The organism is Streptomyces sp. NPDC018029 (assembly GCF_044327655.1).
Classification (GTDB): Bacteria; Actinomycetota; Actinomycetes; order Streptomycetales; family Streptomycetaceae; genus Streptomyces.
Genome location: NZ_JBIRFV010000007.1, coordinates 535,764 through 559,979 on the forward strand (window position 1 = coordinate 535,764; position 24,216 = coordinate 559,979).

General features: G+C 71.0%; 24 protein-coding genes. 12 read left to right on the forward strand and 12 right to left on the reverse strand.

The features are described from left to right. The first annotated feature begins 90 nt into the window (after positions 1-90). The gene (locus ACH4D5_RS23725) at positions 91-801 is read left to right on the forward strand and encodes a 3'-5' exonuclease (RefSeq protein WP_398305934.1); all 711 of its coding nucleotides are present in this window, start codon (positions 91-93) and stop codon (positions 799-801) included. A 21-nt stretch (positions 802-822) separates the two neighbouring features. On the opposite strand, the gene ACH4D5_RS23730 is transcribed toward ACH4D5_RS23725, so the two are convergent. Beyond that, positions 823-1,686, reverse strand: a complete 864-nt coding sequence (locus ACH4D5_RS23730; protein ID WP_398305937.1) for a phosphotransferase enzyme family protein — start codon at positions 1,684-1,686, stop codon at positions 823-825. Between the two features lie 170 nt (positions 1,687-1,856). Between ACH4D5_RS23730 and ACH4D5_RS23735 the strand changes: the two genes are divergently transcribed. The 3 genes from ACH4D5_RS23735 to ACH4D5_RS23745 are packed head-to-tail and all read left to right on the forward strand — an operon-like array spanning position 1,857 to position 4,914. Then, positions 1,857-2,780 (forward strand): carbohydrate ABC transporter permease, encoded by a 924-nt coding sequence (locus ACH4D5_RS23735; protein WP_398305940.1) that lies wholly within the window; start codon positions 1,857-1,859, stop codon positions 2,778-2,780. Continuing rightward, positions 2,777-3,613: a carbohydrate ABC transporter permease gene (locus tag ACH4D5_RS23740; RefSeq protein WP_398305943.1), complete on the forward strand. Its 837-nt coding sequence runs from the start codon at positions 2,777-2,779 to the stop codon at positions 3,611-3,613. The genes ACH4D5_RS23735 and ACH4D5_RS23740 overlap by 4 nt, the downstream gene beginning before the upstream one ends. After that, positions 3,610-4,914, forward strand: coding sequence for an ABC transporter substrate-binding protein (locus ACH4D5_RS23745; protein ID WP_398305946.1), 1,305 nt, complete (start codon positions 3,610-3,612; stop codon positions 4,912-4,914). Before ACH4D5_RS23740 ends, ACH4D5_RS23745 begins: the two co-directional genes overlap by 4 nt. 43 nt (positions 4,915-4,957) lie before the next feature. Here ACH4D5_RS23745 and ACH4D5_RS23750 read toward each other — a convergent pair whose 3' ends face one another. Together ACH4D5_RS23750 and ACH4D5_RS23755 are read right to left on the reverse strand one after the other, a co-directional pair. After that, a complete protein-coding gene (locus ACH4D5_RS23750; protein WP_398305949.1) occupies positions 4,958-5,692 on the reverse strand; it encodes a response regulator in 735 nt (244 codons plus the stop codon). Further along, entirely contained in the window at positions 5,689-6,966 is a 1,278-nt protein-coding gene (locus ACH4D5_RS23755; protein WP_398305952.1) for a sensor histidine kinase, read from the reverse strand. Before ACH4D5_RS23755 ends, ACH4D5_RS23750 begins: the two co-directional genes overlap by 4 nt. 214 nt (positions 6,967-7,180) lie before the next feature. Between ACH4D5_RS23755 and ACH4D5_RS23760 the strand changes: the two genes are divergently transcribed. After that, on the forward strand, positions 7,181-9,496 hold the full coding sequence (locus ACH4D5_RS23760) for an MMPL family transporter (protein ID WP_398305955.1): 2,316 nt from the start codon (positions 7,181-7,183) through the stop codon (positions 9,494-9,496). Between the two features lie 181 nt (positions 9,497-9,677). Here ACH4D5_RS23760 and ACH4D5_RS23765 read toward each other — a convergent pair whose 3' ends face one another. Further along, positions 9,678-10,736, reverse strand: coding sequence for a hypothetical protein (locus ACH4D5_RS23765; protein WP_398305958.1), 1,059 nt, complete (start codon positions 10,734-10,736; stop codon positions 9,678-9,680). 207 nt (positions 10,737-10,943) lie between these two features. On the opposite strand from ACH4D5_RS23765, the gene ACH4D5_RS23770 reads away from it, so the two are divergent. The 7 genes from ACH4D5_RS23770 to ACH4D5_RS23800 all read left to right on the forward strand — a co-directional run bounded on the left by ACH4D5_RS23770 (position 10,944) and on the right by ACH4D5_RS23800 (position 17,106). Beyond that, positions 10,944-11,345, forward strand: a complete 402-nt coding sequence (locus ACH4D5_RS23770) for a MarR family winged helix-turn-helix transcriptional regulator (RefSeq protein ID WP_398306071.1) — start codon at positions 10,944-10,946, stop codon at positions 11,343-11,345. 76 nt (positions 11,346-11,421) lie between these two features. Continuing rightward, positions 11,422-12,639, forward strand: coding sequence for a macrolide-inactivating glycosyltransferase (gene mgt, locus ACH4D5_RS23775; RefSeq protein WP_398305960.1), 1,218 nt, complete (start codon positions 11,422-11,424; stop codon positions 12,637-12,639). Between the two features lie 209 nt (positions 12,640-12,848). Then, complete coding sequence (locus ACH4D5_RS23780) at positions 12,849-13,841, forward strand: CDP-alcohol phosphatidyltransferase family protein (RefSeq protein WP_398305963.1); 993 nt, start codon at positions 12,849-12,851, stop codon at positions 13,839-13,841. 360 nt (positions 13,842-14,201) lie between these two features. Beyond that, positions 14,202-15,410, forward strand: a complete 1,209-nt coding sequence (locus ACH4D5_RS23785) for a S8 family peptidase (RefSeq protein ID WP_398305966.1) — start codon at positions 14,202-14,204, stop codon at positions 15,408-15,410. 73 nt (positions 15,411-15,483) lie between these two features. Beyond that, positions 15,484-16,035: a DUF1697 domain-containing protein gene (locus ACH4D5_RS23790; protein ID WP_398305969.1), complete on the forward strand. Its 552-nt coding sequence runs from the start codon at positions 15,484-15,486 to the stop codon at positions 16,033-16,035. After that, complete coding sequence (locus ACH4D5_RS23795) at positions 16,028-16,396, forward strand: DUF4440 domain-containing protein (RefSeq protein ID WP_398305972.1); 369 nt, start codon at positions 16,028-16,030, stop codon at positions 16,394-16,396. Before ACH4D5_RS23790 ends, ACH4D5_RS23795 begins: the two co-directional genes overlap by 8 nt. A 107-nt stretch (positions 16,397-16,503) precedes the next feature. Continuing rightward, positions 16,504-17,106, forward strand: coding sequence for a DsbA family protein (locus ACH4D5_RS23800; protein ID WP_398305975.1), 603 nt, complete (start codon positions 16,504-16,506; stop codon positions 17,104-17,106). 18 nt (positions 17,107-17,124) lie between these two features. On the opposite strand, the gene ACH4D5_RS23805 is transcribed toward ACH4D5_RS23800, so the two are convergent. From ACH4D5_RS23805 to cysD, 8 genes are all read right to left on the reverse strand, one after another. Then, positions 17,125-17,640 (reverse strand): GNAT family N-acetyltransferase, encoded by a 516-nt coding sequence (locus ACH4D5_RS23805; protein WP_398305978.1) that lies wholly within the window; start codon positions 17,638-17,640, stop codon positions 17,125-17,127. A gap of 55 nt (positions 17,641-17,695) precedes the next feature. Beyond that, the gene (locus ACH4D5_RS23810; protein WP_398305981.1) at positions 17,696-18,553 is read right to left on the reverse strand and encodes a hypothetical protein; all 858 of its coding nucleotides are present in this window, start codon (positions 18,551-18,553) and stop codon (positions 17,696-17,698) included. Positions 18,554-18,564: 11 nt separating this feature from the next. Further along, positions 18,565-19,338: a sirohydrochlorin chelatase gene (locus ACH4D5_RS23815; RefSeq protein ID WP_398306074.1), complete on the reverse strand. Its 774-nt coding sequence runs from the start codon at positions 19,336-19,338 to the stop codon at positions 18,565-18,567. Next, positions 19,335-20,243 (reverse strand): ABC transporter permease, encoded by a 909-nt coding sequence (locus tag ACH4D5_RS23820; RefSeq protein WP_398305984.1) that lies wholly within the window; start codon positions 20,241-20,243, stop codon positions 19,335-19,337. Before ACH4D5_RS23820 ends, ACH4D5_RS23815 begins: the two co-directional genes overlap by 4 nt. Then, a complete protein-coding gene (locus tag ACH4D5_RS23825) occupies positions 20,230-21,021 on the reverse strand; it encodes an ABC transporter ATP-binding protein (RefSeq protein ID WP_398305987.1) in 792 nt (263 codons plus the stop codon). The genes ACH4D5_RS23820 and ACH4D5_RS23825 overlap by 14 nt, the downstream gene beginning before the upstream one ends. Before the next feature lie 36 nt (positions 21,022-21,057). Continuing rightward, the gene (locus ACH4D5_RS23830) at positions 21,058-22,161 is read right to left on the reverse strand and encodes an aliphatic sulfonate ABC transporter substrate-binding protein (RefSeq protein WP_398305990.1); all 1,104 of its coding nucleotides are present in this window, start codon (positions 22,159-22,161) and stop codon (positions 21,058-21,060) included. A gap of 238 nt (positions 22,162-22,399) precedes the next feature. After that, positions 22,400-23,770 (reverse strand): sulfate adenylyltransferase subunit 1, encoded by a 1,371-nt coding sequence (locus ACH4D5_RS23835; protein WP_398305993.1) that lies wholly within the window; start codon positions 23,768-23,770, stop codon positions 22,400-22,402. Between the two features lie 2 nt (positions 23,771-23,772). Next, positions 23,773-24,216 (reverse strand): sulfate adenylyltransferase subunit CysD (gene cysD, locus ACH4D5_RS23840; protein ID WP_398305996.1); only part of this gene is annotated, 444 nt, incomplete at its 5' end.

Below are 24,216 nucleotides of genomic sequence, written 5' to 3' on the forward strand. Positions count from 1 at the left end.
GGCAGAAGCGGAATGCGGTCCTCGGATTGTCAGTGGCGCATGGGATCGTGGTGGTCACTGGGGGAAAGCACCACAAAGAAGGGGGCGGCCATGGGCTGGCACCAGGAGCTGCTGATCGGTTTCGACCTGGAGACGACGGGGACGGACCCGAGCGAGGCGCGCATCGTCACCGGCGCCGTCATCGAGGTCAAGGCCGGCGAGACGCTGGGGCGTCGCACCTGGCTCGCGGACCCGGGGATCCCGATCCCCGCCGGGGCGGTGGCCGTGCACGGCATCACGGACGAGCGTGCGACGGCCGAGGGCAGGCCCGCCGACGAGGTCGCGGACGCGCTCGCCGGCGTCCTCACCTCGTACTGGCAGTCGGGCGTCCCGGTCGTGGCGTACAACGCGGTCTTCGACCTCACCCTGCTCTCCGCCGAGCTCCGGAGGTACGGCCTGCCGTCCCTGCGCGACCGCCTCGGCGGCATGGACCCGGGCCCGGTGATCGATCCGTACACCATCGACCGTTCCGTCGACCGGTACCGCAGAGGCAAGCGGAACCTCGAAGCGGTCTGCACGGAGTACGGCGTGCTCCTTGAGGCCGCCCACGACGCAGCGGCCGACGCCCAGGCAGCGGCCCGCCTCGCCTGCGCGATAGCCGACCGCCACCCGAAGGTCGCGTCCCTCGGCCCGGCGGAACTGCACCGCCGCCAGATCGAGTGGTACGCGGAATGGGCGGCGGACTTCCAGAACTTCCTGCGCAAGAAGGGCAATCCGGACGCGGTGGTGGACGGAGTGTGGCCGCTGAGGGTCGAGGGCTAGCCCTCGAAGGGGGCCGGGCCCTCAGAAGGGGTACCAGCGGACGGCCGCGTCGCCGTCCCGAAGGGACGCCACCCGCCGGCGGAACTCGACGAGCGCCTTCGGATTGGCGGGCGCGTGCTGCGCGACCCACGCGCAGCTGGCCGTCTCCCGGGCGCCGCGCAGCACGGCGCACCCCTCCCACTCCCGCACGTCCCAGCCGTAGACGGAGACGAACCCGTCGTAGGCCTCCGGCGAGAGCCCGTACCGATCGCGGGAGAGCGCCATGACGACCAGATCGTGCTCCCGCAGATCCGAGGAGAACGTCTCCAGATCCACGAGCACCGGCCCACCGGGACCGACCAGGACATTGCGGGGCAGCGCGTCGCCGTGGACGGGCCCCGGCGTGAGATGCGGGGTCAGCGCCGCCGCGGCGACGGCGAACCCGTCCCTGCGCTCGCGCAGATAGTCCGCGTCGGCCGGATCGATCGCGTCACCGGCGAGCCGCAGCCACCGCTCCACACCGCCGAGCAGTTCACGGCGCGGGAGCTCGAAGGAGGGGGAGTCCAGTTCGTGCACGCGACGGATGAGCGCCGCCAGATCACGCGGCTCGGCGGGGCGCACCGCCTCGGGGAGCCGGTGCCAGAGCGTCACCGGATGGCCGTCCACCAGGCGCGCCTCGGTCTCGGCTGCCCGCACGGCGGGGACGCCGGCCTTCTCGAGCCACGCGGCGACGGCCAGCTCGCGCCGCGCCCTCGTGAGGAGTTCGGGGGCGGCGCGGCCGACCTTGGCGACCAGCTCGCCCACGGCGAACACCGCGTTCTCGCCGAGCGCGAGCAGCCGGGCCCCGCTCACCGGAACCGGCAGCTGTGCCGCGTCCAGTACGTCCCGTGCCCGCGCCTCGTCCATCCCGTGCCTCCCGCACCCGTTGCCCCGTTCGCCCGACAGTCTCGCATTCGCACAGGCCAACCGGTGTGCGAGGGCGCGCAGCTGCTTGACGTATCAAGATCACATCAGCACGATGACGGGGGCCGCCGGGGCGGCCGGACCCGCATCAGCCGCCCGAAGGAGCCGATTCCGTGACATTGGCGACCGCGACGAAGCGGTCAGCGAGAGGCGCGCCGGGACGAGGGGCCGCGGACCACGGCGCTTGGTTCCTCGTGCTGCCCGCGCTGATCCCGATCCTCGTCCTCAGCGTCGGCCCGCTGCTCTACGGCATCGCGCTGGCCTTCACCGACTCCCAGTCGGGCCGCACCGAACCCACCCAGTGGATCGGCGCGCTCAACTTCCAGGACCTGCTGCACGACACGCTGTTCTGGGACTCGTTCAGGATCGGCCTGCTGTGGGCCTTCGGCGTCACCGTGCCGCAGTTCTTCCTCGCCCTCGGCCTCGCCCTCCTGCTCAACCAGCCGCTGCGGATGCGCTGGCTGGCGCGGGCCCTCGCGATCATTCCGTGGGCGATGCCCGAGGTGGTCGTCGGCATCATGTGGCGGCTCGTCTACCACCCGGACGCCGGCGTGCTCAACGAAACGCTCTCCAATGTCGGCCTGGGGGAGGGCAAGGACTGGCTGACCGGCACGGCCACCGCGCTCCTCGCCGTGATCGTCGTCGGCATCTGGGCAGGCATGCCGCAGACCACCGTCGCGTTGCTCGCCGGACTGCAGAACACCCCGCGGGAGCTGCACGAGGCGGCCGCGATGGACGGCGCGGGCGCCTGGCGCCGGTTCCGCACCGTCACCTGGCCCGCGATCAAGCCGATCGCCCTCGCCATCACGGCGCTCAACTTCATCTGGAACTTCAATTCGTTCGCCCTGGTCTACGTCCTCACCCAGGGCGGCCCTGGCGGCCGCACCCGCCTGCCCATGCTCTTCGCCTACGAAGAGGCCTTCCGCTACGGCCAGTTCGGCTACGCCGCCGCCATGGGCTGCGTGATGGTCGCGGTGATCTCCGTGATCCTCGCCTGCTACCTCGTCGGCCGCCTGAAGGGAGGCGACGAGGCATGATGCGTACGAAGAAGTCGACGCGCGCCGCGCAGTACGTGGCACTCGCCGCCTATCTGGTCTTCCTCGCCTTCCCGTTCCTCTGGCTGATCTCCACGGCCTTCAAGCCCGCCCGGGAGCTCGGCAGCCTGCACCCCACCTGGATCCCGAAGGATCCGACCCTGGAGAACTTCCGGCAGGCCTTCGACGAGCAGCCGCTCCTGCGGGCCGCGGGCAACTCCCTGATCGCGGCGCTCAGCGCGGCCCTGATCGCGGTCGTCATCGCCACCCCGATGGCCTACGTCATGGCCAGGCACCGCAGCCGCCTCGCGAAGGCGGCCACCGGCTGGGTGGTGATCAGCCAGGCGTTCCCGTTCGTCCTGGTCATCATCCCGCTGTTCCTGATCCTGAAGAACCTCCACCTGATCAACTCGCTGGTCGGTCTGATCATGGTGTACGTGGTGTGGTCGCTGCCGTTCGCGCTGTGGATGCTCGTCGGGTACGTCCGCGCTGTCCCCGCCGAGCTGGAGGAGGCCGCGGCGGTGGACGGCGCGAGCCGGGTGCGGACGTTCGTGTCGGTCGTCGCGCCGCTGCTCGCGCCCGGCATCGTGGCCACGGCGATGTTCGCCTTCATCACCGCGTGGAACGAGTTCTTCTTCGCCCTCGTCCTGCTCAAGACCCCGGAGAAGCAGACCTTGCCGGTCATCCTCAACCGCTTCATCGGCTCGGAGGGCGTCGCCGACCTCGGGCCGCTCGCCGCGGCGGCGTTCCTCGCGACCATCCCCTCGCTGGTCATCTTCGCCATCATCCAGAAGCGGATCACGGGCGGCATGCTGGCCGGGGCGGTGAAGGCATGACGCCCCCGCGCACGGCCCCACGCCTGCTGGCCGCCACCGCCACGGCCCTCGCGCTGCTGCTCGCCGGCTGCAGCGGCGACTCCGGCGACGACGACGGGAAGGTCACCCTCCAGTTCCAGTCGCTCGCCTGGCAGAAGGAGTCCGTCGACGCGAACAAGGCGCTCGTCGCCGAGTGGAACGCCACTCACCCGGACGTCAAGGTCGAGTACGTCCAGGGCAGTTGGGACAGCGTCCACGACCAGCTGCTCACCTCCTTCGAGGGCGGCGAGGCGCCGGACATCATCCATGACGCGTCGGACGACCTCGCCGACTTCGCGTACGGCGGATATCTCGCGGACATCGGCGACCTGCTCCCCGAGCGCCTCAAGTCCGACATCCCGCGGCGCAGCTGGGAGACGACGACCTTCCGGGGCAAGGTCTACGGCGTGCCGTTCCTCCAGGAGCCGCGCGTCCTGATCGCCAACGCGAAGTGGCTCAAGAAGTCGGGCGTACGGATTCCGACGCCCGAGAAGCCGTGGAGCTGGGCGGAGTTCCGGAAGGTCACCAAGGAGCTGGGCGACGGCACGGACGGGAAGTACGGCGTCGCCTGGCCGCTCAAGGAGCCGGTCTCCGCGACGCTCAACCTCTCGCTGTCCACCGGCGGGAAGATGTTCCACCGGGGCGCGGACGGCAAGGTCGACGTCCGCTTCGACGCGGCCGACGCGATCATGCCGCGCACGGTCCACGACCAGGTCAACGAGGACAAGAGCGCGTCGGCCACGACTCTCGGCATGGGCGGCTCCGACACGCTGCCCGGCTTCTTCGGCGGCAAGTACGCGATGGTCCCGCTCGGCTTCTCGTACCGTCAGCAGATCGTCCAGCAGGCGCCCGAGGGCTTCGACTGGCAGGTGCTGCCCGCCCCGGCGGGCGAGGAGGGGCTCGCGCAGGGCGTCAGCCCGCAGACCCTGTCCGTCTCCGAGGACAGCCCGCACAAGAAGGAGGCGGCCGAGTTCATCGACTTCTTCCTCCAGCCGGACAACATGGTGAAGCTCGCGCGCGGCGACTGGATGCTGCCGACCGGCAAGGAGGCACTGAAGGACCCCGCCCTGCGCACCGAGAAGGACGACTGGGCCGCGGGCACCGCCCTCGCCGAGGACCTGCGCCCGGCCCCCGCGCAGACGGTGCGGGGCTACCCGGAGTGGAAGGACAAGGTCGCGACGCCCGCGCTCCAGGAGTACTACAGCGGGGCGATCGACCTCGACGAGCTCAGGAAACGGCTCGTCGAGGACGGCAATCTGGTCCTCAAGAGGTATCAGCGGTAGGCCGTCGGCGGGCCCTCGGCGCGGGGTTCAGGGGCCGCGGGATTCAGGGGCGGAGCCCGTGGTTCTGGCCCGCCCGCACGAGCCCCGATTCGTACGCGGCGATGACGGCCTGCGCGCGGTCGCGGACGCCCAGCTTGGCGAAGATGCCGGTGGCGTGGTTCTTCACGGTCTGCACGCCGATGGCCATCTGCTGCGCGATCTCGCTGTTGTCGAGGCCCGCGGCGATCAGCCGGAGCACCTCGACCTCGCGCGGGGTGAGCCCGGAGATGCCCCCGGCCGGCGGGTGCGAGGCCGGGGCCGGGGCCGGGGTGACGAAGGTGGCGAGCAGCCGGGTCAGCAGCCGCGGGGCGACGACGGCCTCGCCCCGGTGGACGGTGCGCAGCGCGGTGACGAGCTCCTCCGGGGAGACGTCCTTGGGCAGGAAGCCGGAGGCCCCGGCCCGCAGGGCACCGACCACGTGTTCGTCCATGTCGAAGGTGCTGAGCGCGAGGACCCGGCACCGGGGCAGCTCGGCGGCCAGGCGCTCGGTGGCCTTGACCCCGTCGAGCACCGGCATGCGGATGTCCATCAGGATGACGTCGGGGCGCAGTTCGCGGGCCGCCGTGATGGCCTGCTCGCCGTCGCCCACCTCGCCGACGACGTCGATGGCGGGGTCCGAGCGGAGGATCAGCGAGAGGCCCCGGCGCACGAGGGGCTGGTCGTCGGCGATGAGCACGGTGATCCGCTCGGGCTCGGCACCGCGCTCGGCACCGCGCTCGGGCTCGGAGGTGGAGGTCATCGCGTCCCGTCCTTGTCGTGTGTGCCGGAGGTACCGGCAGTACCGGCGGTACCAGAAGTGTCAGCTGTGTCGGCCGCGTACGTGTCGGCCGGCAGCGGCACGCTCGCGACCACCTCGAACCCGCCTTCCGCACGGCTGCCGACGCGCAGGGAGCCGTCGTGCAGGGCGATGCGTTCCCGCATGCCGAGAAGACCGTATCCGCTGCCCGTGACGCCCCCGCCGGGCGCCCTGCCTGCCGTGGCCCCCGCCCCGGCGCCGTCATCGGTCACCTCCACGGTGACGCGGTCCGGCAGATAGGCGAGCCGCACCGTCGCACGGGCGGGCCCCGCGTGCTTGCGGGCGTTGGTCAACGCCTCCTGCACGATGCGGTAGAGGGTGAGGCCGACGGTCATCGGCAGCGGGCGGGGCCGCCCGGTGACGTGGAGTTCGGCCGGCAGGCCCGCCGCGCCCGAATCGGCGACGAGCCGCTCGATGCCGTCCACCCCGGGCTGGGGCTCCGACGGCGCCTCCTCCAAAGTGTCGGTGCTGCGCAGCACTCCGAGGAGCTGACGCATCTCGTGCAGCGCCGTGCGGCCGGACTCCTCCAGCGTCACCAGCGCCTCGCGGGCCGTGTCGGGGTCGCGGTCCAGGGTCGACCTGGCGCCGCCGGACATCAGGTACATGGTGGTGATGTGGTGGGCCACGATGTCGTGCAGCTCCCGGGCGATGCGACGCCGTTCCTCGGTCACCGCGCGGTCGGCGAGCAGCCTCCGGTTGATGTCGAGCTGCGACTGCCACTGCCGCACGGCCAGGCCGATGGCGACGATGAGGCAGGGCGTCACCAGCAGGTCGGTGATGCCCATGCCGATGAAGGGCACGTCGTTCTGCCAGTGCCGCGCGAGCTGCACGGGACCGGTGGCGATGACACCCAGCAGCAGGGCCCACCGTCCGCTGTACCTGGCCACGGTGTAGAGCCCGATCGTGACGGCGGCGCCGTACGTGTTCGACACCGGCTCGCCCGGGTCGACGGCGAGCCCGAGGTTGACGGCCAGCTGCACGGCCAGGGCCGCGCCGAGCGCCTGCACGGGGTAGTGGCGTCTGAAGAGCAGCGGGACCACGGAGACGGCGATGAGCAGGATGCCGAGCACGGTGACCGGTGCGTCCGGGCCCTCTTCGCCCGGGACGAGGTAGGCCAGCAGGTCGAGCGTCACGGCGAGGGCGGCGACCACCACGTCCCCCGGCGTCGGCCGCACCCCGCGCGTGGGCGGTACCGTCGGGAAGAAGTCGCGGGCCATCCTGGCGCCTCCGAGTCGAAAGTCCGGCGGGCCCTGATGTCCCGTCTCTGGGCACCATTAGATCCCGCCCGACGGAGCCCCGAGTCGGCGCGGTGGCGGTTCTTCCGGCCAGTACTGGAGTACTGCCCGCGAGGAAGTACCGGACCACGGTCAGGGGTGCGGACCCTTCCGGCGGCCGACGTGCTCAAGGGGCCCCGCGTGATGACCTATTGGCATGATCCGCAAGCTGACCTCTTTCTCCACCCGGCATCGATGGATGACCATCGTCGTCTGGACGATCCTCGGAGCGGCCCTGTCGTTCGTGGGGAACTCGATGATGTACGACGTCACCGACTCCCAGGCCGGGGACTTCCTGCCCAAGAAGTACGACTCGGCGGTGGCGCTCCGGATAGCCGAGGAGGAATTCGGCGCGAAGCCCGACCCCAACGCCCTGACCGTGCTCGTCGCCAGGGACGACGGAGGCCGGCTGACGGTGGGCGACCAGCGGCGCATCGCGGACACCGCCGCGGATCTGGGCCGGGAGCGGATCATCGCGGCGAAGCCCGAACCGCTCATGAAGGACCATTCGCAGACCCCGCGCGTCTCGGCGGGGGCGGTGGCGCCCGACAAGAGTTTCCGGCTCCTCACCGTTTCCCTCGACGGAAATCCCAGTGACCCGGGTCTGCAGGACGTCTACAAGGAATTCCGCGACACCGCGAAGGACGAATTCGCCGACGCGGACATGCGGGTCGGATTCACCGGCGGCATCGCCTCCACGGTGGACGACACCGAGGCCGAGGAAGACACGGCGAAAATCGTCTCCAGCCTGACGATGGGCCTCATCGTCCTGCTGAACGTGCTGGTGTTCCGCTCTCTCGCGGCCGCGTTCGTGCCGCTGATCGCGGTGGCGCTGATCGGCGGAGTCGCCTCGGGTGCCGTGGTCGGCGCGGCGAAGCTCTTCGACATCAGCCTCGACGCGTCGACGCCTTCACTCATCGGCGTCGTCCTCCTCGGGATCGGCATCGACTACTTCCTCTTCCTGATGTTCCGGTTCCGGGAACAGCTGCGGAACCACCCCGAGCAGAACGCCCGGACGGCCGCCGCCGAGACGACCGGGCGGGTGGGCAGCGCGATCACATCCGCGGCGCTGACGATCGTGGCGGCCTTCGCGACCCTGGGCCTGGCCAGTTTCGGGCAGTTCCGGGTCCTCGGCCCGGCGATCGCGATCTCCGTGCTCGTCATGCTCCTCGCCAGCCTCACCCTGATGCCCGCGCTCCTCGCCGTACTCGGACGCGGCATGTTCTGGCCCGCACGCGCCTGGAAGAAGGAGCACACCGGCGGCTTCGCCGCACGCCTGGGCCACGCGGTGAGCAGCCGGCCGCTGCGGTACGCCCTCGGCAGCCTGGTGCTGCTGGGCGCGCTGGGCGCGGGCGCGCTCGGCATCAAGATGAGCTACGACCAGCAGGGCCGGCACGAGACCGCCGCCGTCAGGACCGCCGAGCAGATCTCCCGCAGTCTGCCCGCGGGCGTCTCCGACCCGCACACCGTGTACGTACGCAGCACGAACGGCGAGGAGATCAAGCAGAGTTCGCTCACCGGCATGACCCGCTCCCTCGCCAAGGCGGAGGGCGTCGGCGAGGTGGGCAAGCCGGTGCTCAGCAAGGACCGCACGGCCGCGCGGGTCGACCTCCTCCTGAGCGTCAGGTCCGATTCGCAGAAGGCGCGCGACCTGGTCTCGGGTCCCGTCAGGGAGACGGCCGCGCGGACCGCCCCGGAAGGCACGCAGGCGTATGTCACGGGGACGGCCGCGATCTTCGCCGACATCTCGACGGCCGTGGAGAAGGACCTGCGCCTGGTGTTCCCGGTCGCGGCCCTGCTGATCGCGGTGATCCTCTTCCTGCTGCTGCGCTCCCTGCTCGCCCCCGTCGTGCTGATGCTCGCCGTGGGGCTCGGCTTCCTGGCCACGCTCGGCGCGAGCACGCTGCTCTTCCAGCACGGCCTCGACCGGCCGGGAGTCTCGTTCACGCTGCCCTTGGTGCTCTTCCTCTTCGTCGTCGCCCTCGGCACCGACTACAACATCCTGATCACCGACCGGATCAGGGAGGAGATGGAGAAGCCGGTCCCGGCCCGGCACGCGGTGGCCGAGGCGGTGCGGCACACCGCGCCCGCCATCGCCACGGCCGGCATCGTGCTCGCCGGTTCCTTCGCGAGCCTCGCCGCGAGCCCCGCCACCCAGGAGATCGGCTTCGCCACCGGCCTGGGCATCCTCCTCTCCTCGCTCGTGCTCTCCCTCGTGCTGGTGCCCGCCCTTGCCGCGATGCTCGGCCGCGGTCTGTGGTGGCCGCGCAGGTCGGGACGGACGCCGGGTCACCACCGCGTCCCGGACGGGCCGCACGCGCCGCAGCAGGAGTACCGGCCGCAGCCGTACGGACAGCCCTCGCCGTATCAGTCGTACGGACAGCCCTCGCCGTATCAGCAGCCCTCGCAGCACCCGGAGTACCAGCCGTACGAGGCTGACCCCGCCCGCGCCCAGCACCGGCCGACCCGATGACCGCCACCCCCGCGCACGACCGACGAAGGACGCACATGAAGCCGACTCCCCGCACTCCGTGCTGACCGGCGAAACGCCGGCGAAGGACTGCACCTGCCCGACCGGCACGGGCCGGAAGTAGCCCCGAACCGCACCCGGGCCGGGCGGCTTCAATGCCGCCCGGCCCGGGTACCGCCCGCCGTCACACCGCGACCGACTCCTCCATCTCCTCCTCCATCTGCGCGTCCTGAGCGGCCGCCGGGGCCACCGCGGCACGCCCGCGCCGCTCCCAGAGCCCCGCGACGCCGACCACGACCAGGCCGAGCAGCAGCCACCCGGCCAGCGTCCAGACGTGGCCGCCGAGTCCGTGGCCGCCGAAGTAGAGGTGGCTGCGGATGCCCTCGACGAAGCCCGCGCCGTTCCAGAAGGCGTGCAGGGAGCCGAAGAAGCCGTTCTGCAGCTCGGGGCGGAAGAGCCCGCCGGACGACGTGAAGTTGAGCATCACGAAGAGCACCATCATCGCCAGCGTCGTCCAGCGCTTCAGGAACGTGTGCAGTCCGACGCCGATGAAGAGGATCCCGGCCGCATAGAGCCAGCACATGGCCCACACGCCCCACAGCCCCTGGTGCACCAGGTGGAAGACCGGGCCCGCGAGCGCCGCGCCGATGAGGCTGACGGCGAAGGAGACACCCACGACGAGCCCCGCGCGGGCCCGCATCCGCAGCCCCGCGCCCGCCGCGCCGAGCACCGCCACCGACGCGTACGAGCCGATGCTCACGGCGACGAGCAGGAAGAAGAGGCCCTGGCCCGTGGGGTCGTCGTCGACCGGCGCGGCCACGTCGGTGACCTTGAGCGGCTCGCCCTGCTCCGCCGCGACGGGCGTGAAGATCTTCTGCGCGGCCGTCGCGCTCATGTCGGACCCCGCGGTCGCCACGATCAGCTCGGGCGACTTCGCGTCGGGCACGTAGGCGCCCGCTATGTCCTGGGACTTGAGCGCGTCGACGGCCTGCTCGCGCGAGCCGAGGGTACGCACGTCGAGGGCGTCGCCCGCCTTGTCCTTGACGGTCTGCGCGAAGGCCTGGGTCTGCGGTCCTGAGCCGACGACGGCGATCGGCATGTCGTTCGGCTCGGGCGTGACGAACGCGCCCATGTAGGCGAGGCCCATGCCGAGGCACATCAGCAGGGGCGTGAGCAGGTGGAGCAGGACGTGGCGCAGGACGTCCCGCAGTCGGGCGGCGGGTTCCGCGGGGGTGGCGGACATGGGGGGACTCCGGTTGCTCGGCTTGTTCGGGCTCGGCTTGTTCGGGTTCGACAGAGACGGTCGAGATGGTTGGCATATACAACTCTCGTTGTGTTGTACTGTACAACCATTCATGGAGAGGGAGAAATCGTGACCGATCGAGACGGGTCCGGGGCCGGAGCGAGGGCCGGCGGCCGGGACGAGTCCATCGAGATCATCCAGCGGGAGATGACCGCGTTCGCCCGGCGGGCGCGCGCCACCGCCGCGCGGATGCACCCCGAGCTCTCGCTCGTGTCCTTCACGCTGCTCAGCCATCTCGAATACCAGGGCGGCTGCCGGGCCACGGACCTGGCCGCGCACTACACGCTCGACAAGTCGACCATCAGCAGGCAGGTGGGCGCGCTGGAGAAGGCCGGGCTCGTCGAGCGGCGGCTCGATCCGGCCGACCACCGGGTGCACGTCCTGCATCCGACCGAGCGGGGCAATGAGGTCCTCGCGCAGGTCGGCGCCGCCCGCCGGGTCGCGTTCCAGGAGCGGCTCGCGGGGTGGAGCGGGGCGGATCTGGAGCGGTTCGCCGAGTATCTGCTCCGCTACAACGAGGCGGCGGCGGCCGACGACAATCCGGCGTAGCGCGAGCACAGGTCACGGGCGAGCGCCGTCTGTTTACATCTTGCACGAGACGTCTCGTCTCGCTTAAGGTCTGGGCATGACCTCATCCGGGCCTGCCCACATCGCCATGTTCTCGATCGCCGCCCACGGGCACGTCAACCCGAGCCTCGAAGTGATCCGCGAGCTCGTCGCGCGCGGCCACCGCGTCACGTACGCCATCCCGCACGTCTTCGTGGACAAGGTCGCCGAGACCGGTGCCGAGCCCCGGCCCTACACCACGACGCTGCCCTCCCCGGACGACGACCCGGACGCCTGGGGCACCGAACTGATCGACAACATCGAGCCGTTCCTCGCCGACGCGATCCAGGTCCTGCCGGAGCTGGCCCGCGCCTATGAGGGGGACGAGCCCGACCTCGTCCTGTACGACATCACCTCCTATCCGGCGCGCGTCCTCGCCCGCCGCTGGGGCGTCCCCGAGATCTCGCTCTCACCGAACCTCGTCGCCTGGGAGGGCTACGAGGAGGAGGTCGCCGAGCCGATGTACGCGGAGCTGAAGGAGACCGAGCGCGGCCGGGCGTACTACGACCGCTTCACCGGCTGGCTCGCCGAGAACGGCATCACCCAGCAGCCGGACCCCTTCGTCGGCAGGCCGCCGCGCTCCCTCGTGCTGATCCCGAAGGCCCTGCAGCCGAACGCCGACCGGGTCGACGAGAGCGTCCACACCTTCGTCGGCGCCTGCCAGGGCGACCGGGCGGCGCAGGGCGACTGGGAGCGGCCCGCGGACGCCGAGAAGGTGCTGCTCGTCTCGCTCGGCTCGGCCTTCACCAAGCAGCCCGCCTTCTACCGTGAGTGCGTCAAGGCCTTCGGGGACCTGCCGGGCTGGCACGTGGTGCTCCAGGTCGGCAAGCACGTCGACGCGGGCGAGCTCGGGGACGTACCGGAGAACGTAGAGGTGCACCCCTGGGTGCCGCAGTTGGCGGTCCTCAAAAAGGCCGACGCCTTCATCACCCACGCCGGCGCGGGCGGCAGCCAGGAGGGCCTCGCGACCGCGACGCCGATGGTGGCCGTGCCGCTGGCCACGGACCAGTTCGGCAACGCGGACATGCTCCAGGGGCTGGGTGTCGCACGGCACGTGCCGATGGAGGAGGCCACCGCCGAGACGCTGCGCGAGGCGGTCCTCGCACTGGCCGGTGACCCCGAAGTGGCCCGCAGGCTGGGGGAGATCCAGCGGTCGATGGCGGCGGAGGGCGGCACGGAGAGGGCGGCCGACCTCATCGAGGAGGAGCTGGAGAAGGCGCGGGCGGGGCGGCCCTGACGTGACGCTGCGTGACGCGGTTCCCTCGGTGGCCCAGTTATTGGATAACGCTCTGATAACGCGCCACCGTGCTGGAAGGCCCATTGACTCGCCCTGAAAGGTTGACCGTTACCCCCGGCCAAAGGTTGCACAGCGTAGATCTTGTTCCTTGGGCGAACTACTTCCTAGCGTGAGGTGAACTTTCGCCGAACGCCAGGAAGTTGACCCCCATGCGTCGAGACATACCGCCCCTCGCCGAGGTGCGCCGCATCACCGAGAAGAAGCGTGACGCGTGGTGGACCGTGTTGCTTGTCGACCCGGTCGCCACGCCGCTCGTGCGGCTCACCGCCAAGTACACGCGTATCACGCCGAACCAGATCACCTGGGGCGCGTTCCTCCTCGGGCTCGGCTCGGCGGCGTGTTTCGCGTTCGGCGACTGGAAGTGGCTCGCCCTCGGTGCGGTGATCTACCACTTCAGCTTCATCCTCGACTGCATGGACGGCAAGGTCGCCCGGCTCACCGGGCAGGGCTCGGTCTTCGGCGCCTGGCTGGACTTCGTCTTCGACCGGATCCGCGTCATGGTGTGCGGCGTCGCGCTGATGTGGGGCCAGTACGACCGCACCGGCGACACCCTCTACATCTGGCTCGCGCTCGCCGTCGTCGCGCTCGACACCCTGCGCTACATCAACTCGCTGGAGATCTTCAAGATCCGGCACACCATGCGCAAGCAGATCAAGACGCGCATGCGGGCCGCGCGGCGCGCGCAGAACGAGGCGGAGCTCGCCTTCATGGAGGACCTGCTGCGGGACAACCCCTCGGCGGACATCGAGCAGGACCTGCAGCGGGCCGCGGGCGAGGCGCCCTACGCCCCGCAGCCGTCCCAGGAGGCCGGCGCCGAGGGGGAGACGGCGGCGGTGGCTCCGAAGGCTCAGGTGATCGACCTGCACCAGGAGTTCCGGCGGAAGTTCCCCGCGTATCTGCGGGCCCGTTCCTTCCTGCTGCGCCACCGTATCCGCGCGCACCTGGTGAGCGGCATCGAGTTCCAGATGGGCGTCTTCATGATCGGCCCGCTCTTCGACGCGGTGATCCCCGCGACGATCGTCTCGGGTGCGCTCCTGCTGGTCTTCGAACTCGCCATCATCTACAAACTGCTGCTCTCGACCCGTGACTTCACGCGGACGATCGACTCCTTCGAGGAGCAGAAGGTCCCCGCCGCGGCCTGAGGCGCGACGCCGGTACGCATGGTCCCGACGCCGGACGAGCTGGTTCTGCCAGCGCGTCCGGCGTTGCCCGTGTGGCGCGAAACGCCTTCTGTTACCGCGAGTTGGGGGTGCTGTGGCCCGGGATGTCCGGTCCGGCAGCACAGATCCGGTTTGTTATTACGGAACCTTGTTGAACAAGTCACAGCTGTATGTAGGTATTGATCTGCGCGCGTCAATCAGTCAGGGTTTCGTCCCAACACCCGGAGATCTTCCGGCCCTCGAGGGATGTCGCGACGAACTTGTCGCCACGGCAGGCCCTGGGCGAAACAGCTGAATAAACCCCCCACATCCCCCCACACAGCACTGAGGAGACCCCTCTTCATGGCAACTCACAAGCGTGCCCGCACGATGAAGCTCACCGCCGCGATAGCCACCGCCGCCACCGCGGTCGGTGTCACCGTCTTCGCGACCTCCTTCGCCGGTGCGGCCACCCCCGCCGAGGGCAAGGTGTACGGCCTGAACGCCAAGGGCGCCGTGGCCGGCAGCTACATCGTGATGCTCGACGAGAAGGTCGACAAGGCCGGCAAGTCCGACCTGGCCGAGGAGTACGGCGGCGAGCTCAAGCGCAACTACTCCTCCGCGATCAACGGCTTCTCGGCCAAGGGCCTGAGCGAGACCGAGGCCAAGCGCCTGGCCGCCGACCCGTCCGTCGGCAAGGTCGTCCAGTCGAAGAAGTTCACCATCGACGCCACCCAGGACAACCCGCCGTCGTGGGGCCTGGACCGCATCGACCAGGCGGACACCGCTGCCGACAAGAAGTACACCTACCCGGACGCCGCAGGCGAGGGCGCCACCGCGTACGTCATCGACACCGGTGTCCGCGTCAGCCACAAGGACTTCGGCGGCCGCGCGGTCTCCGGCTTCGACGCCGTCGACAACGACGACAACGCCGACGACGGAAACGGCCACGGCACGCACGTCGCCGGCACCATCGCCGGTGAGGCGCACGGCGTCGCCAAGAAGGCGAAGATCGTCGCCGTCCGCGTCCTGGACGACCAGGGCTCCGGCACCACCGAGCAGGTCGTCGCGGGCATCGACTGGGTCACCAAGAACCACCAGGGCCCCTCCGTCGCCAACATGAGCCTCGGCGGCGGAGCGGACGAAGCGCTCGACGCGGCCGTCCAGAAGGCGATCGACGCCGGCGTCACCTTCGCGGTCGCCGCGGGCAACGAGTCGACCGACGCCTCCCAGGGCTCCCCGGCCCGGGTGAAGGACGCCATCACGGTCGCCTCCTCCACCAAGGACGACAAGCAGTCGGACTTCTCCAACTACGGCTCCGTCGTGGACATCTACGCCCCGGGCTCGGACATCACGTCCGCCTGGAACACCGGTGACGACGCCACCAAGACCATCTCCGGTACGTCGATGGCGACCCCGCACGTCGTGGGCGCCGCCGCCGTCTACGTCGCCGCCCACCCGGACGCCAAGCCCGCGGACGTCGCCAAGGCCCTGACCGACGGCGCCACCCCCGACAAGATCTCCAACCCGAGCGAGGGCACGCCCAACAAGCTCCTGAAGGTCGTCGAGTAACCCTCGCCGCTCCCCGAGCCGCGGTCGTCGTGCCCACCCCCACGGGGCACGGCGGCCGCTCTATCGTGTGCGCATGGCGATCAAGACATACGCGGCGCTGCTGCGCGGCATCAACGTGGGCGGCCACAAGAAGGTGCCGATGGCCGACCTCCGGGCGCTCCTGGAAGGGCTCGGCCACGGCGGCGTACGGACGTATCTGCAGAGCGGCAACGCCGTCTTCACCGCGGACCACGGCGACGAGGAGTCCCTGGCGGCCGAGGTGCGGGCGGCGATCGAGGAGCGCTTCGGCTTCGCCGTCGACGTCATCGTGCGCGACAGCGCCTACCTGAAGGCGGTGGCCGACGCCTGCCCGTTCCCCGCCGCCGACCTGCAGCCCAAGCAACTGCACGTCACCTACTTCTCCGCGCCGGTCACCGAGGAACGCTTCGCCTCCCTCCGCCAACCCGACTTCCTACCCGAGGAGTTCAGGCTCGGCGACCGGGTCCTCTACCTGTACGCCCCCGACGGCCTCGGCCGGTCCAAGCTCGCCGAACAGCTGGCACGACCCGCCCTCACCAAGGGCGTCGTCGCCACCACCCGCAACTGGAACACCGTCACCCAGCTCGTGGAGATGACCCGTGACTGACCGCACCCCCGCCGTCCAGGCCGCCATCGAGGGCGAGCTGCGCCTCCTCGATCCCGAGGTGCGCGCGTCGCCCGAACTCTTCGGGGCGCTGCTGCACCCCGAGTTCACCGAGTTCGGCGCCTCCGGCGCACAGTGGGACCGCGCGTCGATCGTGCGGGTCCTCACGGCGAGCCCGGCACCCGGCACCCGCCCCTTCACGACCTCCCGCATGAGGGGCGTCCAGCTCGCCGACGACCTGGTGCACCTGACCTTCGACACGGACAACAACGGGCGCCGGGCGCACCGCAGTTCACTGTGGCGGCGTACCGACGGCACCTGGCGGCTCTGGTTCCACCAGGCGACCCCGTTCGAGGACGACTGATCCCCCGGCCCGGCGTGCCCGAAGCGGTCCTGCTACCCGAAGTGGCCCGTGCTCAGAGGCCTCGAATGGCCCAGGAGCAGGAGCCATTCGCCGCATAGGGTCGGGGCATGACGACCGTCGACTTCTACTTCGACCCGGCCTGCCCCTTCGCCTGGATCACCTCGCGCTGGATCCTGGAGGTCGAGCCCCAACGCGACCTTGACGTCCGCTTCCACGTGATGAGCCTCTTCCTCCACAACGAGGGCAACGAACTCCCCGACTGGTACAGGGACCTGGTCGACCGCTCGCTCACCCTGACGAGGATCGCCGCGGCCGCCGCGGACCGGCACGGCGAGAAGGTCCTCCGCGACCTCTACACCGCCTTCGGGACCCGCATCCACCAGGACGGGAACGAGGACTTCGGGGAGGTCGCCGAACAGGCCCTGGCCGAGCTCGGGCTGCCGGCCGATCTCGCGGCGGCGGCGCACGACGCCTCGTACGACGACGTGCTGCGCCGCAGCCACGACGCGGGCAAGGACCCCGAGGCCGACGGCTATGTGGGCACGCCGACGATCCACGTCGACAGCACCGTCTGGTTCGGGCCCGTGCTGCGCGCGATCCCGCGCGGCGAGGAGGCGGCCCGGCTCTTCGACAGCTTCCGCGTCCTCGCGGGCCACCCGGACTTCTTCGAGCTGAAGCGCACCCGCACCGGTGGCCTCGACTTCTCCTGAGGCCCCGGCCGCGGGCGTTCAGTCCATGGGGCGCCGCGAGGTCATCTGGAGGGTGATCGTGCCGCCCTCCTCGGGAACCGCGCGGATCTGCGTGTAGCCGATGCGCTCGAGGACGGAGAGGGAGGGGGCGTTCTCCGCGTCGACGGTGGCGTGGACCTCGGCCAGGCCCAGGGTCTCGTGACCGTACGCGGTGAGGAGCCGCGCCAGCTCGGTGCCGAGCCCGAGCCCCTGGCTCTCCCTGGTGAGGCCGTAGACGATCTCGTGGCCGTCGAGCCAGCTCTCCGGGGAGGGCTTGACCTCGGCGTGGCCGGCATAGCGCCCCTCGTAGCGGACCGCCCACACGGGAAAGCGCCCCTCCGCGTACACACGGCTGAAGATCCGTCCGAACAGCGCCCGGTCCTCCGCCTCGCTCTGCATCCCGTCCCCGAACCAGCGCCCCACCGCCTCGTCCTGGAACAGCGCCACGAAGTCCTCCTCGTCGGAGGGTGCATAGGGGGCGAGGGCGAGGCGTTCGGACCGCAGTTCGGGCGTCATCCGCGTGACGGTAGGGGGCGGGGCACGGGGGCGCAAACGGATTCCCGGGCGGCGCTCAGCCGACCGCCCGCGGCAGTCCGATGGGGTTCGGGAACGGCAGGACGTCCGCGTCCAGGATGTGGCGGGCCGCCGGCTCCAGCGCGGCGAGGAGCGCATCCGTCTCCTTGTGGTGCAGCGGACGCAGCATGCGTGCCGCGAGGCGGTCCGTGTCGTCCTCGATCAACTCCCGCTCCGTCAGACCGCGTTCGGTGACCCGGCCCAGTGCGTCGAGCAGGCCGAGGCCGCGCATCCGGTCCACGGAGACCTCCCACTCCTCCTCGGTCCAGCCCCGGTCCTGCCGGATGCCGGCCGCGTCGACCCGGTCGGTCGCGGCGGCCAGGACGAGGCTCTCGCGGGCGTCAAGGCCGCGGTCGGCGAGGACCGCGACATGGGCGTCACCGCGGAACTCCCGGACGCAGGTGCACAGTTGCCAGAGCCGCTCGACCGGGTCGGCGCGGTCCGCCAGGTCGCGGTTGGCGGCGAACAGCGGGCGGGCGAGCGACGGGGCGTCCTCCACCATGGCCATCAGGGGTCCGTTGACCGCGGCGGCCAACGTGCCGACCGACGGGACCAGTTGGCGCAGGGCGGCGGCCGTGAGGCGGGCGCGTTCCTCGACGACCCGGTCCGGCGACGCGTACTCCCACGCGGACGGTAGGGCGCGCGCCACCATGCCGGGCGCGAAGACACCCAGTGCGGCGGCGGCCACCCCGGGGCCGACGCGGCCCATCGGCGCGGTGCGGGCCGCGAAGTACCCCATCCAGAAGCCCTTGAGGCCCACGGCCCTACCGAGGCCGCGGCAGCGTTCCTCGAAGTAGACCACCGCGTGCAGGGGTTCGGTGCGCAGCCACAGCGTGCGGGATCGGCTCGGGGTCATGAACCCACAAGCTAGGCCAGTGCGGGAGTCCGCGCCAGGGGAGCAACGGGGCAGGTGCCAGGCGCATAGGCCTCGTCGTAGCGCCGTACCAGGAGCCGCGCGACCGCAGGCGCCGGTCCGAGGACGTCGGCCAGGACATCGGCACCTGCCGCGCCCCGCGCGATGCGGTCCGGCAGGAAGCCGGGAGCAAGGACATAGGGGGCGACGGCCACCCGCCGCACCCCCGCCACGGCCCGCAGCTCGCGCACGGCGTCCTCCGTGCGCGGCAGGGACGCGGAGGCGAACGCAGGCCGCACGGCGCACCAACCGGTGTGCCGCCACTCCCGCGCGATGTCAGCGATCACTGCGATCGCCTCCGGGTCCGACGACCCCGCCGAGGCCAGGACGACCCCGGTCGAGGACTTGTCGGCGGGGTCGAGCCCCGCCTCGTACAGCCGCTGCTCCAAGGCAGACAGGAGCAGCGGGGACGGGCCGAGCACCGCGGCCTGCCGGACGCGCAGCACCGGCGGCGCCTCGCGCAGCACCGCGGGGATGTCCGCCTTGGCGTGGAACGCCCGCGTCAGGAGGAGGGGCTGCGCCACGACGTCGCGTACGCCCTCGGCCGCGAGCCGCTCCAACACCGCCGGTACGGAAGGGGTGTTGAAGTCCAGGAAGGCCGTCTCCACCCGCAGCCCGGGGCGCAGCGACCGCACCCGGCGCACCAGCGCGTGCACGGTCGCGGCGTGCCGCGGGTCGCGGCTGCCGTGGGCGACGACGAGGAGGACGGGACGGTGCACGGGACTCAGCTCCTCACGAGGAGGCCGCGGCTGCGCAGGACGCGCCGCTCAAGCGGGCTGAAGATCAGCAGGTCGATGGCGACGCCGACGATCAGGATGAGCAGGATGGCGAGGAAGATCATGGGCATGGAGCTGGCGTTGCGGCCGTTCTCCAGGAGCTGGCCGAGACCCACGCCGAGCTCCGGCGAGGACGCGATGATCTCCGCGGCCATGAGCGAGCGCCAGGAGAAGGCCCAGCCCTGCTTGAGCCCCGCGAGATAGCCGGGCAGCGCCGCGGGGAGCACGATGTGCCAGGTGTGCCGCAGCCCCGTCGCGCCGAGCGTGCGGCCCGCCCGCAGGAACAGCGGCGGCACCTGGTCGACGCCCGACACCAGGCCGTTGGCGATGGAGGGGACCGCGCCGAGGAGGATGACGGCGTACATCATCTTGTTCTCCAGGCCCAGCCACAGCACCGCGGGCGGCACCCACGCCACCGAAGGCAGCGACTGCAGACCGGAGAGGATCGGGCCGATCGCGGCCCGGATGAACCGCACCCGCGCGACGATCAGGCCGAGCGGTGTGCCGATCGCCAGGGCGAGCAGGAAGCCGAGCAGACCGCGCGAGACGGAGGTCCAGATGTAGTCGAGCAGGGTGCCCTGCAGCCACGCCTCGGTCACCTCGTCCCACACCGCGGACGGCGAGGGCAGCTTCGTCGGATCGTCGACGATCTTGAAGGAGACCAGCGCCTGCCACACGAGCAGGACGAGCAGGACCGCGGTGAGCGGCGGCACCACCTTCTGGACGAGCACCTGCCGCACCGGCGTGCGGACGGGGCCCGCCTTCGTCTCCAGCGCGTCGAGGCCCGCCTCCAGGCCGGCGAGGTCCTGGCCGTCCCCGGACTCCTTGACCGGTTCTGTCGTCTCAGTGCTGGCCATGGCGGCGGATCTCCCCACGCAGTTGTTCGGTGACCTCGACGGACAGTTCCGCCACGGCGGTGTCCTCGATGCGGCGCGGGTGCGGGATGTCGACCCGCCACTCGTGCGCCACCCGGCCGGGACGCGACGAGAGGAGCACGACGCGCTGGGCGAGGCGCACGGCCTCGCGGACGTTGTGCGTGACGAAGAGGACGGAGACGTTCGTCTCGCGCCAGATGCGGGTCAGCTCGTCGTGCAGCACATCGCGCGTGATCGCGTCGAGCGCCGCGAACGGCTCGTCCATCAGCAGCAGCCGGCTGTCCTGAGCCAGCGCGCGGGCCAGCGCCACCCGCTGGCGCATGCCGCCGGACAGCTCGTGCACCCGCTTGCCGTACGCGCCCTGCAGCCGGACGAGTTCGAGCAGCTCCTCGGCCTTCGGGCGGCGCTCGGCCTTCGGCACGCCGCGCAGCTTCAGGGCGAGCTCGATGTTCTTGCCCGCGGTCAGCCACGGGAAGAGGGCGTGCTCCTGGAACATCAGGGCCGGGCGGCCGTCCGTCGCGATGCTGCCCGCGGACGGCTCGTCGAGCCCCGCGACCAGATTGAGCAGCGTCGACTTGCCGCAGCCGGAGGCTCCCAGGAGGGTGACGAACTCGCCCGGCGCGACATCGAGCGTGATGTCGTCCAGGACCAGCTGGGGTCCGGCGGGACCGCCGAAGGACTTCGAGACGTGCTCGATCCGCGCGGCGTGTCCGGCCGTGGTGCGGGTGTCCTCCGCGGCCGTGGCGAGGGTGGTCGCCATGGTCGTCACCTCCTGGGAACGGGTCGTGGTCCGGGGCTACTTGACGCCGAGACCGGCGTCGTCGACCGGGGACTCGCCCGCGGCCTTGAGAACCTTGTTCAGCGGGCCGAGGTCGTAGATGCCCTTGAGGTCGGGCTTCTCCAGGAGGCCGGCCTTGACGGCGTGGTCCGCCTCCGCCTCGAGGGTGGCGGCCAGCGGGTCGTCGGTCGTCTCGATCGACTTCCACGCCGGGTCGAGCACCTCGGCGGGCAGCGCCTTGCCGGAGTCCGCCTTCAGCCGGGCGTTCGCGGCGGCCTTGGCCTTCTCCGGGTTCTTCTCGATCCACGCGTTGGTCTTCACGGCGCCGCGCAGCACGGCCTCGACGACCTTCGGGTGCTCCTTCAGGAACTCCTGCCGCACGATGATGTTCGTGATCACGAACTTCTTGTCCGGCCACAGGTCGGCCTCGTCGAGCAGCACCTTGCCGCCCTCGGCGACCAGCTTGGACGCGGTCGGCTCCGGCACCCAGGCGCCGTCCACGGAACCGGACTTGTAGGCGTCCGGGGTGATCTTGTTGTCGGTGCGGACGACCGACACGTCGCCCTTGCCGCTCTGCGCGTCGACCTGCCAGCCCCGATCGGCGATCCAGTTGAGGAAGGCGACGTCCTGGGTGTTGCCGAGCTGCGGCGTCGCGATCTTCTTGCCCTTGACGTCGGCCAGGGACTTGATCTTCTCGGGGTTCACCACGAGCTTCACGCCGCCGGACGCGGAGCCGCCGATGATCCGCAGGTTCTTGCCCTGCGACTTGGTGTAGCCGTTGATGGCGGGCGACGGGCCGATCCAGCCGATGTCGATGGAGCCCGCGTTGAGCGCCTCGATCTCGGAGGGGCCGGCGTTGAACTGCGAGTACTTCGCCTCCGTACCGCCGAGTTCCTTCTGGAACAGGCCCTCCTGGCTGCCGACGAGGGCGGTGGCGTGGGTGAGGTTCGGGAAGTACCCGATCTTCACGCTGTCCAGGCCGTCGATCTTCTCGGCGCCCTCGGCGACCTTGGACTTCTCGTCGGCGTCGGCCGCCTCGGAGCCGTAGCCGCAGGCGCCGAGCGCCAGGGCGAGGAGGGGCAGTGCCGCGAGGGCGGCGAGTCGGGTGCGTGGTGCAGGCACGGGAGGTGGTCCTCTCGTTGGCCCGGTCTCACGCCGTCAGGTCGTGGCCGGGAGGTCGGCAGGTCTTCGTCTTCGTACGGGGGCGCCCGCGAGGAAGCGGCGGGCGTGGGCGCGCATGCGGTGCGCGTACGTCATCGAGCACATCGCGCCACCCCGCCCTGTCCGCTGCCGAGGGCACCGCTGCCGATGCGGCCGCCCTCTTTCGCGAACGTCGCGAACACGTCGACGCAGGTCATGGTCAGAAGTCCCAGCCCTCGTCGTCGGCGGCCGGGCCGCTCTCCGGCACGGCGTCGGTGGGCGCGGCGAACGCGTCGCCCGCCATGCCCGCCGCGAGCGTCGTGCCGTCCGCCGGGTCGATGAGCAGGAACGAACCAGTGCGGCGCGAGTCGGCGTACGAGTCGAGGGCGAGCGGCTCGGCGGTACGGACCTTCACCCGGCCGATGTCGTTGGCGACGAGCCGGCCGGGCTCGGGGTGCTGGGAGAGGTCGTCGAGAGTGAGCCGCGACGGGATCTCCTTCACGATCGCCTTGACCGTACGGGTGGTGTGCTTGAGCAGCACCCGCTGGCCGACGGTGAGCGCGGTGTCCGCGACGTGGCAGACCGTGGCCTCGACGTCCTGCGTGGTCGGCGGGGCGTCGCCGCTCGGCACGATCAGATCGCCGCGCGAGATGTCGATGTCGTCCTCGAGGAGCAGCGTCACGGACTGCGGCGTCCACGCCACGTCCACCGGGGTGCCCAGCAGGTCGATCCCGGTGACCTTCGAGGTCCGCCCGGAGGGCAGCACGGTCACGGACTCGCCGACCCGGAACGCGCCGGCCGCGATCTGGCCCGCGTAGCCGCGGTAGTCGGGGTGCTCGGGGGTCTGCGGACGGATCACGTACTGGACGGGCAGGCGCGCGTGGCAGGTGGTCAGGTCGTGGCTGACCGGGACCGTCTCCAGGTGCTCCAGGACGGTGGGGCCGCCGTACCAGTCCATGTTCGAGGACGGCTCGACGACATTGTCGCCCGCGAGGGCCGAGATCGGGATCGCGGTGATCTCCGGGACGCCCAGCTCGCCCGCGTACGCGGTGAACTCCTCGGCGATCTTCGCGAAGACGGTCTCGTCGTAGGCGACCAGGTCCATCTTGTTCACGGCGAGGACGACGTGCGGGACGCGCAGGAGCGCGGCGACGGCGGCGTGCCGGCGGGTCTGCTCGATGACGCCGTTGCGGGCGTCGACGAGGACCACGGCGAGGTCGGCCGTGGAGGCGCCGGTGACCATGTTCCGCGTGTACTGCACGTGCCCGGGGGTGTCGGCGAGGATGAACCGGCGCCGGGCGGTGGCGAAGTAGCGGTAGGCCACGTCGATGGTGATGCCCTGCTCGCGCTCGGCGCGCAGGCCGTCGGTGAGCAGCGCCAGGTCGGGCGCCTCCTGGCCACGGCCGAGGGAGACGCGCTCGACGGCCTCGAGCTGGTCGGTGAGGACCGACTTGGAGTCGTGCAGGAGGCGGCCCACCAGGGTGGACTTGCCGTCGTCGACGGAGCCGGCGGTGGCGAACCGCAGCAGGGTGGTGGCCGACAACTGCTCGGTGGAGAGCGGCTGGACCGGCTCAGTGGTGCTGTTGCTCATGGTTAGAAGTACCCCTCGCGCTTGCGGTCTTCCATCGCGGCCTCGGAGAGCTTGTCGTCGGCCCTCGTCGCCCCGCGCTCGGTCAGCCGCGACGCGGCGATCTCGGTGATGACGGCGTCCAGCGTGGTGGCGTCGGAGTCGACGGCGCCGGTGCAGGACATGTCGCCCACCGTGCGGTAGCGGATCAGCCGCCGCTCGACCGTCTCGCCCTCCTTGGGGCCGCCCCACTCCCCGGCGGTCAGCCACATCCCGGAACGCTTGAAGACGTCCCGCTCGTGCGCGAAGTAGATCCGCGGGAGCTCGATCTTCTCGCGGGCGATGTACTGCCACACGTCCAGCTCGGTCCAGTTGGACAGCGGGAAGACGCGGACGTGCTCGCCGGGGGCGTGGCGGCCGTTGTAGAGCTGCCACAGCTCGGGGCGCTGGCGGCGCGGGTCCCACTGCGA

What these genes read in the sequence shown, in the direction of transcription:
- ACH4D5_RS23725 (WP_398305934.1), top strand. Translation starts at nt 91, where the DNA reads ATGGGCTGGCACCAGGAGCTGCTGATCGGTTTCGACCTGGAGACGACG.
- ACH4D5_RS23730 (WP_398305937.1), bottom strand. Translation starts at nt 1,686, where the DNA reads ATGGACGAGGCGCGGGCACGGGACGTACTGGACGCGGCACAGCTGCCG.
- ACH4D5_RS23740 (WP_398305943.1), top strand. Translation starts at nt 2,777, where the DNA reads ATGATGCGTACGAAGAAGTCGACGCGCGCCGCGCAGTACGTGGCACTC.
- ACH4D5_RS23745 (WP_398305946.1), top strand. Translation starts at nt 3,610, where the DNA reads ATGACGCCCCCGCGCACGGCCCCACGCCTGCTGGCCGCCACCGCCACG.
- ACH4D5_RS23750 (WP_398305949.1), bottom strand. Translation starts at nt 5,692, where the DNA reads ATGACCTCCACCTCCGAGCCCGAGCGCGGTGCCGAGCGCGGTGCCGAG.
- ACH4D5_RS23755 (WP_398305952.1), bottom strand. Translation starts at nt 6,966, where the DNA reads ATGGCCCGCGACTTCTTCCCGACGGTACCGCCCACGCGCGGGGTGCGG.
- ACH4D5_RS23760 (WP_398305955.1), top strand. Translation starts at nt 7,181, where the DNA reads ATGATCCGCAAGCTGACCTCTTTCTCCACCCGGCATCGATGGATGACC.
- ACH4D5_RS23765 (WP_398305958.1), bottom strand. Translation starts at nt 10,736, where the DNA reads ATGTCCGCCACCCCCGCGGAACCCGCCGCCCGACTGCGGGACGTCCTG.
- ACH4D5_RS23770 (WP_398306071.1), top strand. Translation starts at nt 10,944, where the DNA reads ATGACCGCGTTCGCCCGGCGGGCGCGCGCCACCGCCGCGCGGATGCAC.
- mgt (WP_398305960.1), top strand. Translation starts at nt 11,422, where the DNA reads ATGACCTCATCCGGGCCTGCCCACATCGCCATGTTCTCGATCGCCGCC.
- ACH4D5_RS23780 (WP_398305963.1), top strand. Translation starts at nt 12,849, where the DNA reads ATGCGTCGAGACATACCGCCCCTCGCCGAGGTGCGCCGCATCACCGAG.
- ACH4D5_RS23785 (WP_398305966.1), top strand. Translation starts at nt 14,202, where the DNA reads ATGGCAACTCACAAGCGTGCCCGCACGATGAAGCTCACCGCCGCGATA.
- ACH4D5_RS23790 (WP_398305969.1), top strand. Translation starts at nt 15,484, where the DNA reads ATGGCGATCAAGACATACGCGGCGCTGCTGCGCGGCATCAACGTGGGC.
- ACH4D5_RS23800 (WP_398305975.1), top strand. Translation starts at nt 16,504, where the DNA reads ATGACGACCGTCGACTTCTACTTCGACCCGGCCTGCCCCTTCGCCTGG.
- ACH4D5_RS23805 (WP_398305978.1), bottom strand. Translation starts at nt 17,640, where the DNA reads ATGACGCCCGAACTGCGGTCCGAACGCCTCGCCCTCGCCCCCTATGCA.
- ACH4D5_RS23810 (WP_398305981.1), bottom strand. Translation starts at nt 18,553, where the DNA reads ATGACCCCGAGCCGATCCCGCACGCTGTGGCTGCGCACCGAACCCCTG.
- ACH4D5_RS23820 (WP_398305984.1), bottom strand. Translation starts at nt 20,243, where the DNA reads ATGGCCAGCACTGAGACGACAGAACCGGTCAAGGAGTCCGGGGACGGC.
- ACH4D5_RS23825 (WP_398305987.1), bottom strand. Translation starts at nt 21,021, where the DNA reads ATGGCGACCACCCTCGCCACGGCCGCGGAGGACACCCGCACCACGGCC.
- ACH4D5_RS23835 (WP_398305993.1), bottom strand. Translation starts at nt 23,770, where the DNA reads ATGAGCAACAGCACCACTGAGCCGGTCCAGCCGCTCTCCACCGAGCAG.